The following is a 13,082-nucleotide window of genomic DNA, read 5'->3' on the forward strand; positions in this document are numbered from 1 at the left end:
TCTATACTAAATTATCAAAAACCAATAGCATTTTATTACTCAATAAAACAATCATCTTTACTTTTACCCTACTTAAATTAAAAACAAATATTTTTGCGCTTTACAAACTGAAACTCTAAATGCCAGATAAAAACCAATCTAATACCTGCGATGAAATCATTTTTTCGTCTTTCTTCAAAAGTCATGTAAAAGCACTTCGGAATTTTCTTTTTTACAAATTTGGAAACGCAGAACAAGCAGAAGATGTAACTCAGGAAGCATTTGTAAAGCTTTGGCAGAATTGTGCTTCTGTACCTTTAGAAAAAGCAAAATCATACCTTTATACGATTGCAAACAACAGCAGTCTTAATCAAATTGCACACCAAAAAGTAGTTTTGAAATATGAAAAAAACTTCAGCGGTTTAGACAAAACAAACGAAAATCCAGAATATCTCTTGGAGGAAAAACAATTTCAAGCCAAACTTTTAAAAGCAATCGAAAACTTAAACGAAAAACAGCGCACCGCCTTTTTGATGCACAGAATTGACGGAAAAAAATACAGCGAAATCGCCATAGAGCTCAACATTAGCATAAAGGCTGTGGAAAAACGCATTCATTTGGCTCTGTTAAGCTTACGTAAAGAAATTGATTTATAAAAAGTAGGGTAAATTTAGTTCTAACTGTTTTAATTAAATAATACGATAAAATGAAAAAAAATCGCTTATTAGCAAAATGGCTCAACGACGATTTGTCTCCGGATGAATTAGCTGAATTTGAGGCAAGCCCTGATTTTGAAAAATACCAAAAGATAAAAAATTATACCGCTCATCTTGAAACAGGTGATTTGGATGAAAATGCTATGCTGTCTACTATTTTAAGCCAGAAAAAAACATCAACAAAAGTAGTTCCGCTTTACAAAAAATGGGCATTTAAAGCTGCCGCCATATTTGTGCTGGCTCTCGGAATTAGTTTTGCGATAAAAGTTTTTGTCCCTCAAACCGAAACTGCCGATTTTGGAAAAAAGACTGCTTTTTCATTACCCGATAATTCTGAAGTGGTTTTAAATTCAGGTTCTGAAATACATTATAAAAAGTGGAATTGGGACAAAAACAGACATCTCGAATTAAAAGGAGAAGCTTATTTTAAAGTCGCAAAAGGCAGAAAGTTTGAAGTCCAAACGAATCTTGGAAAAGTAACCGTTTTAGGAACGCAATTTAACGTTAAAGCCAGAAAAAACAGGTTCGACGTTGTGTGTTATGAAGGTCGTGTCAAAGTAAATTATAACAACATTCAAGTTTTATTAACTCACGGTCAGAGCGTTCGTTTTGAAAATGGAAAACAGATTCAAAGAACTGTAAATGCATTGCAACCGGAATGGATGAACGATCAGATTTGTTTTTATAAAGAAAATATCAGAAGCCTTCTTGATGAAGTTGAAAGACAATATAATATTAAGATTGAACTAAATACAAAAGATACTATCTCCCTGTTTACAGGAAAATTACCTGCAAAAAATCTAAATACAGCTTTGCAGATTATTAGTACAACGTATCATTTGGAGGCTAAAAAAGTATCTGACAACGAAATAATTTTTGACGAAAAATAAATGTTCCGCCCCAAACAATTTCATTTTTTGTTTTTTCTCTTTTTTCTTGCCCTGAATCTTTTTGCTCAGGACAAAGGAAAAATGATGCCCATTAAAAAAATAATAACTGATATTGAAGAACAGCATGGCGTAAGTTTTAATTATACCGAAGATAATATTGAAGGTCTCCAATTAAATCCTCCTCAAAAATCACTTTCATTAGAACAAAAACTAGAATATTTAAGAAAAAGAACCCATTTATCTTTTGAAAACATAGGAAACAAGTTCATCAATATCTATAAAAAGAACAATGAAAGTCCTATAATTTGCGGCTATGTTTTTTCCAGCATCGATAAAAAACCTATTGAGAATGCGAATGTTAGTTTAAATAATAAAACTCACATTACAACTGATTCCGAAGGTTATTTTGAATTCAGTAAAGAAGATAAAAACACTTTTATAATTAGTCATGTTGGTTTTGCCTCAAAGAGAATTACGGCAGGAAATCCAGACGCTAAAAATTGTCTTCAAATTGTATTAGAACCTGAAATTACAGAATTGCACGAAATTAAAACCAATGCCATTTTAGCTTCTGGTATTTCTAAAAACACCGATGGATCTCTTGAAATTAAGCCCAAAAAATTTGGAATTCTTCCCGGTCTTATTGAACCCGATGCGTTACAGACTATGCAGCAGATTCCGGGCGTAAACAGTCTCGATGAAAGTGTCTCAAGTATTAATGTTCGCGGTGGCACGCACGATCAGAATTTATTTTTGTGGAATGGAATTCGAATGTTTCAAACGGGACATTTTTTTGGTTTAATATCTGTTTTTAATCCAAATCTTGGGCATACCATTTCCATCTATAAAAACGGAAGTTCTGCTTTTTACGGAGAAAGTGTTTCAAGTGTAGTCGCCATTTCTTCTACTCCAGAAAAAGCAGAAAAAAATTCATTCAGCGCAGGAATCAACATGATTAATGCTGATGTTTATGGAAAGTATAATCTTTCTAAAAAAAGTTATATAGAAATTTCGGCACGCAAATCGATTACTGATTTTGTAGAAACTCCTACTTATAAAGAATATTTCAATAAAGTATTTCAAAACACTACCATAACAGATTTTTCGCAGAACCAAAATCTTAATTATAAAAGCGATAAAAAATTTGGTTTTTATGATGCTACCATAAAATATGCTCAAAAAATAGGAATTAAAGATCAAATAGTACTGGATTTAATAACCATAAAAGATAACTTGGAAGTTACTAAAAGTGCTGTTTCATACAATATAAATAAAGCACAAAACAATATTTTACGCCAGCAGAATTATGGCGGAAATTTGTCTTGGAAAAGAAACTGGAATAGCTTCAACACCACCAAAATTAATGTTTACAATTCTTCCTATGAACTTCTAGCCGATCAGAAGTCAATTTACGAAAACCAGACCGTTATTCAGGAAAATACCGTAAACAACAATGGCGTGAATCTAGAAAACAATCATATTTTAAACTCTAAATTTAGTTTCAGCGACGGCTATCAATTTAATGAAATTGGTATTACTAATTTAGAGCAGGTAACTAATCCTGATTTTTATCGTAAAGTAAAAGACGTATTAAGAACGCACGCTTTAATTTTAGAAGGAAAATATAACGATACCATTTCTCGAGTATATTTTAAGGGCGGAATACGGCTTAATTATATTGAAAAATTTAAAAAATATATTGCGGAACCAAGACTTCAATTGGGTTACGGAATAAGCAAAAGCCTTAATTTAGAATTGCTTGGCGAACTCAAAAGCCAAAACTCCCAGCAGATTATTGATCTGCAGAAAGATTATTTCGGCATAGAAAAAAGACGCTGGATTATTTCGAATAACAGCACAATTCCAATTCAAAGGAGCAGACAGTTATCTTTAAACTTGTTTTATAAAAAAAACGACTGGCTTTTGGACATCGAAAACTTTTATAAAAAAGTAACCGGAATAACTACTTCAAGTCAAGGTTTTCAGAATCAGCTGGAATTTGTCCGAACAACAGGAGGTTATGAAATCTGGGGAGCAGAAATGCTGGTTCAGAAAAAGATAAACCACTTTCTTACGTGGTTAAGCTACACTTACAATGAGAACAATTATCATTTTACTAATTATGAATATCCTCGTTTTCCAAACAACTTTGAGCTGACACATACTTTGTCGTGGGCGGCAATTTATGAGAAAAACAATTTCAAGATTGCTTTAGGAACAAAATGGACTTCTGGAAGACCAAAAACATCTCCAAATTTATCTCAAATTGATCTTTCTGATCCTGTACTGGTTTACAATAAACCAAACGACAGTAATCTGAATATGTTTTCTCAGGTTAATCTTTCCTCAACTTATAAGTGGGAAACCGCAGACGGAATTCAATACAAAATAGGAATCTCAATCCTAAATATTCTTAACAGAAGAAATGAAATCAGCGAATATTACAGAATTAATTCTTTAACCAATTCTATAGAAGAAGTCGATACTTTTTCATTGCAAAGAACTCCAAATATGAGTTTTAGAGTTTCATTTTAATATCATTTCCACAAGAGTTTTAAAGCTCTCATTCTACATTTTTATTTTTTTTCAAAAAATTACAATTCTTTGGTAGGGTAATCTTTACTAAGGCTGTTTCACTATAGAATCATCATTTGATTTGAGACAGTTTTAAGTATGAATACACAAGAAAATTTATCATCTAAAAAACGGCAGATCAGGTTTGCATCAAAATGCAAATCTGGAATAGTGCCCATTATGGATGCTCTTTACATTATAAACGGAAAATGGAGAATTCCAATAATCCTGACGTTTATGGAAAAGCTATTTTAAAAAAAGCGCTGAATGATTATCACATCAAAAAAAACTAAAAACAAAATATGAAAAGAAAAAAAACAGCAATTGTAACCGCGGTATTACTAATAATGCTTTCTGCCGGCGTCTACTTTTATTATGGAATCATCTTTAAAGAAGCCCGTAACATAGCATCAGAAGCTCCGGATTTTAGTTTAACGGCAAAAAAACTACTGGAAGATTATAACGCAGATCCTAAAAAAGCAGATTCAGTATACCTCAATAAAACTATTGAAATAACGGGTAAAGTAACCAAAGAAACCAACTCAACAATTATACTTGAAAATACTGTTTTCTGTCTGTTTAAAGAAAAATTAAAAAATAAAATGATCAACAATAAAATGACGATTAAAGGCAAATGCATTGGTTATGACGAACTATTTATGGAAGTCAAAATAGACCAATGCACTGTCAAATAAACCAAACAAATAATAATTAATTTATGAAGAAAATTCTAGTTCCGTTCTGCCTGTTTTTAGTTACGCTGGCTTACTCACAGGATGATTTACTGAAAAGTCTTGATTCTACTCAGGTAGAAGAAAGTTACTCTACAGCAACTTTTAAAGCTTTACAGCTTGTAACGTTGCAGACCACAAAAATGCCTGCTAAAAAAGAGTTTTATTTTGTGGTTTCGCATCGTTTTGGCACTGTAAAAGATGGTTTTGACAGTTTTTTTGGACTTGACAATGCAACCACAAAACTTGGGGGAATTTATGGTGTTACAGATTGGTTAGCTGTCAGCCTTTCGAGACATACTTTAAATAAAATGTATGAAACTGGATTAAAGTACAGATTAGCAAGACAAAATGATAATTTTCCGCTGGATATTGTTGGGTATAGTGTTGCGGATATCAATACTTTTTTAGAAAAAGACCAATATCCTGGTTTAGAATTTAAGCATCGCATGACGTATGTGCAGCAACTTTTAATATCTAGAAAAGTAAGTGAAAAATTCTCTATTGAATTAGTACCGTCTTTTTCACACAAAAACCTTTACAATCCTGATATTGAAAGAGATAATCAGTTTTCTTTTGGCGGTGGCGGGCGCTATAAAATCACAAAAAGATTATCTGTCAATTTAGAATACATGCACAATTTTGATAAACCTGACTTTTATAAAAATCCATTGTCCGTAGGTCTTGATGTAGAAACTGGCGGACACGTATTTCAATTAATTTTTACCAATTCACAATCTATGAGTGAGAGCGGATACCTTACTAATGCCTCTGGAGACTGGGGCAAAGGAGATTTCTTCTTTGGCTTTAACCTTTACAGAGTATTTTAACAATTAAAACAATAAATCATGAAAAAAACAATCTTACTTACAATTTTATTGGCTGTATTTGCAAGCTGTAGTGATTCTGACACCTATGAGGATATCGAAACACCACCTACTACACCAACAAATCCAACAAATCCAACAACTGCGGTTACCTACAATAAAGATGTAAAATCTATTATTGACGCCAACTGTGTAAGCTGCCACTCAACCGGAAGGTCTGCAGCTTTTAGACCGCTGACTACTTTTGCTCAGGTAAAAGCTGCCGTAGAAAGTGCTGGTTTATTAGGGAGAATCCAGCTTCAAAGCGGCCAGCAAGGACTTATGCCTCAAGGCGGCAGAATGGCTCAGGCTAATATTGATCTAATTGTGAAATGGAACACCGATGGTCTAAAAGAAAATTAATTATTATGAAAAAATCATTCATAAATTTCTTTGCATTATTGCTCGTTATAGTTGCAAACACTAGTGGATTTGCACAAAAACTAATTACAAAAACAGGGAATATAAAATTTCAGGCATCAATTCCTTCTTACGAAGAAGTCGCAGCAGAAAGCAAATCAGTATCAGCAGTTCTGGATCAGACAACGGGAGATTTTGCAAGTTTAGTTCTTATAAAAGGTTTTCGATTTAAAGTAGCTTTAATGGAGGAGCACTTTAATGAAAATTATATGGAATCTGAAAAGTTTCCCAAAGCAACTTTCAAAGGTAAAATAGAAGATTTTGATAGTTCTAAAATTACAAGTTCTCCTAAAAATTTCATACTAAAAGGAGATCTTACTATTCATGGAAAAACAAAAGCAGTCACAGTGATTGTAAAAATTTCAAAAGCTCCAAACGGTGTCACTGCTATTGGCACATTTGAAGCAAAACCAGAAGATTTTGATATTGAAATACCAAGTCTTGTGAGAAAGAAAATTGCTGACAAAATAAAGATTAATTACAATTTTTTATTAGCTAAATAATCCTATTTAAGTATCTGATTCATTCAGATTTAAAAGAGTTTTAAACATGACTATGTTCTGGAGGCCGGTAAACATATTACCCCGGTCTCTTTTTTAAACCTTAAATTATATTAAAATGATCTGTAAAAATTATGTTGTTACCGGAGAAGATGTAAATGATTATATGGTTATGGAAGATACCGCATATATCTCATATACTGTCAGATTGTTATACCAATTTTTGTTTTGCAATGGTTTTTCCAAAGAAAAGCTTAATTATATGCATTTAGGTTTACAGGAAGGAAATCATGAATTAATCATCTATAAAAACCTAATGTTTACAGAACATTTTTTAGTTGAAATGAAGCATTGTTACTTAGCGGATAAAATCAATATTAAAAGCTGTTTTTTTAACTCGAAAAACGAGTGTTGTGCAGAAGTAATAAAAGAAGTAAAATGGTTTGACCCAATCAGTAAAGAAGTTGTTAAAACACCTAAACAAATTCTTAGACATTTTTATCCGAAAATATAAAATCCAACACATCTCCTACATGTATTTGCTTCCAAGTTTTAGAATATTATGATAAAAGCCTAATATCTAAAAAGATATCAGGCTTTACTTCAAAAAACGAATATCTAAATAAGTAATTAAAACTTAAACAAAATTCCATGCATTTAATAAAATTCGGATTTTAAAAAATAGATAAGACCACTAATAAGCAATATTAAACTTATTGCTGTTAACAAGGCCAATTGCAAGAATTTTGTTTTAGATAACTCATATTTCATTTAAATTTCATAAAAGTTAAATTTTCATTTTTAACATCATCTTTTCAATTCTGGAAAGTGAAATTTCGGGATTAGCACCAGGAGATTCAGCTACTAATGCACCTACTGCACAGGCAAAATCAATTGAATACTGAGGTTCTTTTCCACTTAACAATGAAGCTATCAAAGCCGCGAGAAATGAATCTCCAGCACCTACCGTGTCGGCAACCTTGACAGGATATCCCTCATTTTCATAAAGTCGGCCTTCCCACATTAGCAAGGCTCCGTGTTTGCCTCTCGTTACACACATTCCCGTTACTTTACTTCGTTCAGCTATAAAATTCATATTGTCCTCCAGACTTGTAAATGGCGAAGCCATAGCTGCAGTAATTTCTAATAATTCCTCATCATTAAACTTTATAAAATCCGCTGACTGCATTAGTCTTTCGAGCATTTCATATGAATAATGTGGTTTTCTTAAATTCACGTCAAAAACCTTATAGACTTTTTTTTGAAGCATTTCTTCAAGTGCCAGTCTTGAAACGTTATCTCGGCAAACTAAACTGCCGTAAATTAAAACATCGGCATTAGCAACTGAATTCCTCGCCAAATCATTCAATTCAATTTTATCCCATGCAGACGGATAACTGATTTCATAACTTGCAGATCCCCGCTCATTTAAGGTCACATTGACCAAACCAGTTGGGAAATCTTCTGAAACTACAATTGTATCCGTTCCAAGTCCCAGTTGTTTCACTTGCTCTTCTATTGCTTTCCCGTCTTCGTCATTGCCTACACAGCTTATCATAGCCACTTCGCAACCCAGCGTTTTCATACGCAAGGCTACATTCAATGGTGCTCCGCCAATCTTTTTTTCATTGGCAAAAACATCCCAAAGTACCTCTCCGTATGCCACCGCCTTAAGGTTTTTTCCGTTATTCATTCTAAAATATTTTATTATTGTTCTTATTCAGGCTGGGTTATCTGAAGATTTGAGATTGTGCTCGTTTGTCCTTCAGCAATTAAACCCCATTTGTTTTTGTCTCTTCCGTAAATGCGGTTGGTGAGCGCTGCTTTTCCGTTTATGTAAACTACGGCAACACTTCCTTCAGCAATTATTTCAACATCATATTTTACATTCGTCTGAAATGCAAATGGCAAACGCGTTACTTCCTGTAAAGCCGAATTATAACCGCTTATTTTACTATTAGCAATATCCAAAACCACTTTATAGTAACTTCCTGTATCATTGGTATGAAAAACAAATCCCGTTGTTCCGCTAGCTTTTGCTAATGTAACTTCTGCCTTTATTTTGACTTTCTTTCCAATGCTTTTAAAAGTTACCATTGCTTTTTCTGTTTCTCCAGACAAAGAATAAGTTCCATTGTTAGCTGTTGCATTAGAAGTAATTGCATCTACTTCTGCAATAGCATTCTTTTTCGAAAATAAATCCTTAACCGATTTCGGTGATTGCGTTCCTAAAGTTCCATCTGAATTCTGAGTTAATTCATGAATGACCATATTCCCCGCCCAATCTTTATTTCCTAAATCATTTTCAGGCGTTTTTCTGGCATTCCATCCAAAAACATATCTTTTATTTCCGTCAGAAGCTGTTTTTCCTGCATAAAAATATTCTCCATCAATTCGGTCATTTTCGGGTTTTACCCACGGTCCATTTATTGATGATGAAATTCTGTAATGCGTTCCTTTGTTTCCGCTCCAATTCTCAGAAAAAATTAAATACCAATTGCTTCCCATTTTGAAAATATCCGCACATTCCATCATCAGATAATTATCCTCAGGCGTTGTGGTATAAATTGGAGCTTCAACATCCCATTTTCCTGATGCAGGATCTGCGCTTGTAAAATGCAGCAAAACGGCTTTTCTTCCAGGTTCTGTCTGTGTACTTACTAACATGGAATATTTTTTCAATTCATCATTATAAAACACATGCGGATCTCTGAAATCATAATTGTAGTAGCCCGCCGGAGCTGTAATTTTAAAAGATGGAACTTTTGTCCAGTTTTTCAAATCACTGCTTGTTGCGCACAACACACTTTCTCTGGCATTGGACTGAACAAAAGCAGGATTTTCATTGTGCCCTGTATAATAGAAATAATAAAGATTGCCCACTTTGACAACTGATCCTGTGCCAATAGCAAAATCAGGTTCAAGCGTTGTACCATATGGAATGGTTTGACCTTCATAAGTAAAATGCGCCAAATCTGTACTTTGATATTCATGAATATCATGAAACCCTTTTCCGGCAGGTTTATTCTGCGCATCATGCAGAAAGTAAATATGAAATTTTCCGTTATCGAAAAAAGGCATAATATCTCCCGTATAACCCGCACTGTAATATGGATCGTTTGCGCCCATCCATTGCGCGGGCGGAACAGGAAAAACACTAGTTATTTCAGAATTTCCTCCTGAAATCGAACCTCCAATATACGTTTCATCCTGACTGCATGAAGCCAGCGAAAAGAAAATCGAAGCGATTGTGATTATATTTCTATATTTCATTTTAGTTAAATTCAAGGTGGATTATTTTGCCGCTAGATAATTGATACTGTTTTGTGTCAGCAGTTTAATGTTTGTAATAAACTCGTTTGCCTGACTTGGCACTCCGCTGCTATTGGTTTCATTGTACCAATCGTAAGCTCCCATAGAAATAACAATTACATTTTTATTTGTACTCGTGTTCGGGAATTCTGCAATTGTTACTCTTCCGTTCAGTTCATTATCCCAAGCTTCACTTGCCAGATTGGTTCCTCCTGTTTGGTTTCTCCAACCTTCTCCATTATTGTAGCCTCCCCATTCCGGTAAAAACCACCACGCTGTATGATTTAATCTGAAAGTTCCGCTTTGTAATAAATTGGCTTTTCCGGCTTCAAAAGTGGTTAAACCCTGAAAGATTGGATGACCTTCATGACCAACAAATGACATCCCCCATGAATTTCCATCTACAAATCCATTTGGAGGGAAATCACCAAAAACATTATTCGGTCCTTTTCCTGACGGAACAATTCCTAAAGCATCGACATATTGCGAAGCAAAAGAAGTCAACAACAGATTCCCTCCATTTGTTCTGAAATTTTTCAATACATTGGTAACTGAAGGATTGTAAGCCACAGAAGGTAAATTTGCAGCCGAATCAAAATGCCACCAAATCACGTCGATATCACTTAAATCGGCACCGTTTTGTATACTTTCAAAAGAAATATATTTAGCTCCTGGGAAATTATCAAACAACCAGTTTGAAGCTGTAACTTCATCCATATTTGTAATTGCTGATCTTGTAGCCGCAGTTCCTAAAAATGCAACTGTTAATCCTACAACTGGAACTCCAACATTTGCTGTATAATTAACGCTTTTCCCGTTTGATGTTATTATAAAAGTTACTGCATTTGTAAAATCAACGGTTGCTCCCGAAGCTGGTGAAATGGTAACACCCGTTGTAACTTCAATTACGGGTTTAAGCGCTGTCAAATCAGTATTTTCAGGAAGCGTCATATTAATGGTTTTGCTAATGTCGTTTACAGTCGCGGCAACACCATTAATTGTAAAACTCTTAATCGGACTTAAAACGGTTGTTGTTACCGTATAATCTTTATATAAATTGCCATTAACTACTCTGAATTTTACTGGATTTGTAAAATTCATAGCCGAATTTAATTCGGGATTTGATGTTGCCCCTTCTACAAAAACAACTTCTGGTTTTATAGCTGTTATATCTGATCCGTAAGGCATTACAACATTAATTTTTCCTGTTGCCTGATCAATGCTTCCTAAAACTCCGTTTAGTTTGAAGGAAAGTACATCTGAAGGCGAACTCACATCAAATCCGCCAGTTTCAAAACTATTTTCGCAGGCAGTAATCATAAAAATCATTGCCAATATTATAGATACTTTGGTCCAATATTTATTTAAAGCTTTTTTCATATTGCTGATTCTTTAAAGATTAATAACCTGGATTTTGTTTGTACAATCCCTGACTGAAATTAATTTGCTTCAACGGAATTGGGCAATACTCCTCTTTGTGCGCATCAAAAAAAGCATCCTGATAATAAGTACGTTTTGTTTTTTCTTTTGCATAAAAATCATTCATCACCTGATCTGTAATTCCCCAACGGACAAGGTCAAAGAATCGGCTTCCTTCCATTGCCAATTCTAAACGACGTTCCCAACGCAACGCTTTACGGGCAAAATCCTGTGTCCAGTTACAATTGCTTCCATCCACATATGTATTGATTTTGAAGTTGCTAACATAAGGCAGTCTTCCCGTACTTTGCGCTGCTCTTTCTCTGATTTCATTAATTAACGGTAAAGCTTCAAATTGTCTTCCTAATTCAATCAAAGCTTCGGCACGCATCAAAATCACATCAGCATAACGAATCTGAATTCTGTTTTTTGAATTTCCATAAAACGGGTCAATATTTACAACACAGCTGCAATTTGGGGCAACGTTTTCTTTTAATGAAGCATAATAACCATACGTTCCTGGAGAACGTACCCAAGCTTCAACATATAAAAATTCAGGATCATATTTGTAAGGCAAGCCAGGCATTGCAACGGTATGATACAATCTAGGATCAACTGTATTTGCATCTATATTTTTATAATCAAAATCTTCGTTGTTGTACGTGTCAAACTCAGGCAGACCATTTGCTCCTGTTTTAAAAGCATTCACCAAGTTTTGACTTGGTTTATGAAAATCGCAACAACCTAAACCTTGTGGCGTTGAAAGAACATCTGAAAAATTTAATCTTCCGTATAAAGTTCCGTCATTATCAGAAAACTGAATCGAGAAAATAGATTCTGGTCCGTTTTCGTAAGTTCCCGGTAAGAAGTTGTTGGCAAAGTCAGGTTCTAAAGAAGCTTTTCCAATAACTTTATCCGTTGCTGCAATTACTTCCTGCAAATGCTGCTGACTGATTCCTGTAACTTTAAATGTTTCATCCTGTGTATAAGCCTGATACAATCTAGTTTTTGCCAAATACGCATAAGCCGCTTTTTTATTAGCACGTCCAACTTCTGGTTGTGCATCCGGTAAATTTTCGGCTGCAGCCTGAAAATCTTCTGCGATTTTAGTCCAAAGTTCTTCGTTTGAAAGTGCTTTGTTTGAAATCGTTTTATAATCCTCTACCGGAACATCTTCGGTAATATAAGGCACATTTCTGAACATGATTTTCAGCATAAAATAAAAATGTCCTCTTAAAAAACGCATTTCTGCCATTCGTGTTTTCTTCAACGGATAATCTGCTTCTGAGATTTTTTCCAAAGCTTTCAACGCTTTATTGGCTCTTGAAACACCCACATAACTGATGTACCAGAAACTATCCAACTCTCCAAAATCAGGACGGATATTATTTGAAACTTCAAAAAAGTGAAAATCCTGGATATCATTTGTACCGCTTCCGCCTTTGTAGGCATCATCAGAACGAACATTTCCAAACGGCCATAAACTATACGGAGAATCGTAATGATCATTTCCTAATTGAGCGTAAGCAGCATTCATAAATCCTTCAACATTCTCAGGCGTTACAATATCTTTTTCTGACAAAACGCCACGCGGATCATTTTCTAAAAAATCAGAACAGGAAGCGAAGAAACCTATCGCTAAAAATCCTGCTATATATAATATTTTTTTCATTTT

At 34.2% G+C, this 13,082-nt stretch carries 12 protein-coding genes; 8 read left to right on the forward strand and 4 right to left on the reverse strand.

Annotated features, from left to right (window positions below):
• The first annotated feature begins 119 nt into the window (after nt 1–119).
• From OD917_RS05425 to OD917_RS05460, 8 genes are all read left to right on the forward strand, one after another.
• Complete coding sequence (locus OD917_RS05425) at nt 120–635, forward strand: RNA polymerase sigma factor (RefSeq protein WP_263522536.1); 516 nt, start codon at nt 120–122, stop codon at nt 633–635.
• 50 nt (nt 636–685) lie between these two features.
• Nucleotides 686–1,585, forward strand: coding sequence for a FecR family protein (locus OD917_RS05430; protein ID WP_263522537.1), 900 nt, complete (start codon nt 686–688; stop codon nt 1,583–1,585).
• 27 nt (nt 1,586–1,612) lie between these two features.
• The gene (locus OD917_RS05435; RefSeq protein ID WP_263522538.1) at nt 1,613–4,120 is read left to right on the forward strand and encodes a TonB-dependent receptor; all 2,508 of its coding nucleotides are present in this window, start codon (nt 1,613–1,615) and stop codon (nt 4,118–4,120) included.
• A 341-nt stretch (nt 4,121–4,461) separates the two neighbouring features.
• A complete protein-coding gene (locus tag OD917_RS05440) occupies nt 4,462–4,854 on the forward strand; it encodes an OB-fold putative lipoprotein (protein ID WP_263522540.1) in 393 nt (130 codons plus the stop codon).
• A gap of 23 nt (nt 4,855–4,877) precedes the next feature.
• Nucleotides 4,878–5,720, forward strand: coding sequence for a DUF5777 family beta-barrel protein (locus OD917_RS05445; protein WP_263522541.1), 843 nt, complete (start codon nt 4,878–4,880; stop codon nt 5,718–5,720).
• An 18-nt stretch (nt 5,721–5,738) separates the two neighbouring features.
• The gene (locus OD917_RS05450; RefSeq protein ID WP_263522542.1) at nt 5,739–6,119 is read left to right on the forward strand and encodes a cytochrome c; all 381 of its coding nucleotides are present in this window, start codon (nt 5,739–5,741) and stop codon (nt 6,117–6,119) included.
• A 5-nt stretch (nt 6,120–6,124) separates the two neighbouring features.
• Nucleotides 6,125–6,679: a YceI family protein gene (locus tag OD917_RS05455; protein ID WP_263522543.1), complete on the forward strand. Its 555-nt coding sequence runs from the start codon at nt 6,125–6,127 to the stop codon at nt 6,677–6,679.
• Between the two features lie 115 nt (nt 6,680–6,794).
• Complete coding sequence (locus OD917_RS05460) at nt 6,795–7,190, forward strand: hypothetical protein (protein WP_111290846.1); 396 nt, start codon at nt 6,795–6,797, stop codon at nt 7,188–7,190.
• Between the two features lie 273 nt (nt 7,191–7,463).
• Here OD917_RS05460 and OD917_RS05465 read toward each other — a convergent pair whose 3' ends face one another.
• Genes OD917_RS05465 through OD917_RS05480 form a run of 4 tightly spaced genes read right to left on the reverse strand, consistent with a single transcriptional unit; the run spans nt 7,464 to nt 13,079 of the window.
• On the reverse strand, nt 7,464–8,369 hold the full coding sequence (locus OD917_RS05465; RefSeq protein ID WP_263522544.1) for a carbohydrate kinase family protein: 906 nt from the start codon (nt 8,367–8,369) through the stop codon (nt 7,464–7,466).
• Nucleotides 8,370–8,392: 23 nt separating this feature from the next.
• On the reverse strand, nt 8,393–9,949 hold the full coding sequence (locus OD917_RS05470) for a glycoside hydrolase family 32 protein (RefSeq protein ID WP_263522545.1): 1,557 nt from the start codon (nt 9,947–9,949) through the stop codon (nt 8,393–8,395).
• A 21-nt stretch (nt 9,950–9,970) separates the two neighbouring features.
• Entirely contained in the window at nt 9,971–11,368 is a 1,398-nt protein-coding gene (locus OD917_RS05475; RefSeq protein WP_263522546.1) for a DUF4960 domain-containing protein, read from the reverse strand.
• A gap of 19 nt (nt 11,369–11,387) precedes the next feature.
• On the reverse strand, nt 11,388–13,079 hold the full coding sequence (locus tag OD917_RS05480) for a RagB/SusD family nutrient uptake outer membrane protein (RefSeq protein ID WP_263522547.1): 1,692 nt from the start codon (nt 13,077–13,079) through the stop codon (nt 11,388–11,390).
• Nucleotides 13,080–13,082 lie beyond the last annotated feature (3 nt).

The organism is Flavobacterium sp. SH_e (assembly GCF_025717045.1).
Lineage (GTDB): Bacteria > Bacteroidota > Bacteroidia > Flavobacteriales > Flavobacteriaceae > Flavobacterium.

Excerpts from the sequence above, each read along its gene's own strand:
- OD917_RS05425 (WP_263522536.1), top strand. The coding sequence starts at position 120 with ATGCCAGATAAAAACCAATCTAATACCTGCGATGAAATCATTTTTTCG.
- OD917_RS05460 (WP_111290846.1), top strand. The coding sequence starts at position 6,795 with ATGATCTGTAAAAATTATGTTGTTACCGGAGAAGATGTAAATGATTAT.
- OD917_RS05450 (WP_263522542.1), top strand. The coding sequence starts at position 5,739 with ATGAAAAAAACAATCTTACTTACAATTTTATTGGCTGTATTTGCAAGC.
- OD917_RS05465 (WP_263522544.1), bottom strand. The coding sequence starts at position 8,369 with ATGAATAACGGAAAAAACCTTAAGGCGGTGGCATACGGAGAGGTACTT.
- OD917_RS05445 (WP_263522541.1), top strand. The coding sequence starts at position 4,878 with ATGAAGAAAATTCTAGTTCCGTTCTGCCTGTTTTTAGTTACGCTGGCT.
- OD917_RS05440 (WP_263522540.1), top strand. The coding sequence starts at position 4,462 with ATGAAAAGAAAAAAAACAGCAATTGTAACCGCGGTATTACTAATAATG.
- OD917_RS05475 (WP_263522546.1), bottom strand. The coding sequence starts at position 11,368 with ATGAAAAAAGCTTTAAATAAATATTGGACCAAAGTATCTATAATATTG.
- OD917_RS05480 (WP_263522547.1), bottom strand. The coding sequence starts at position 13,079 with ATGAAAAAAATATTATATATAGCAGGATTTTTAGCGATAGGTTTCTTC.
- OD917_RS05430 (WP_263522537.1), top strand. The coding sequence starts at position 686 with ATGAAAAAAAATCGCTTATTAGCAAAATGGCTCAACGACGATTTGTCT.
- OD917_RS05470 (WP_263522545.1), bottom strand. The coding sequence starts at position 9,949 with ATGAAATATAGAAATATAATCACAATCGCTTCGATTTTCTTTTCGCTG.
- OD917_RS05455 (WP_263522543.1), top strand. The coding sequence starts at position 6,125 with ATGAAAAAATCATTCATAAATTTCTTTGCATTATTGCTCGTTATAGTT.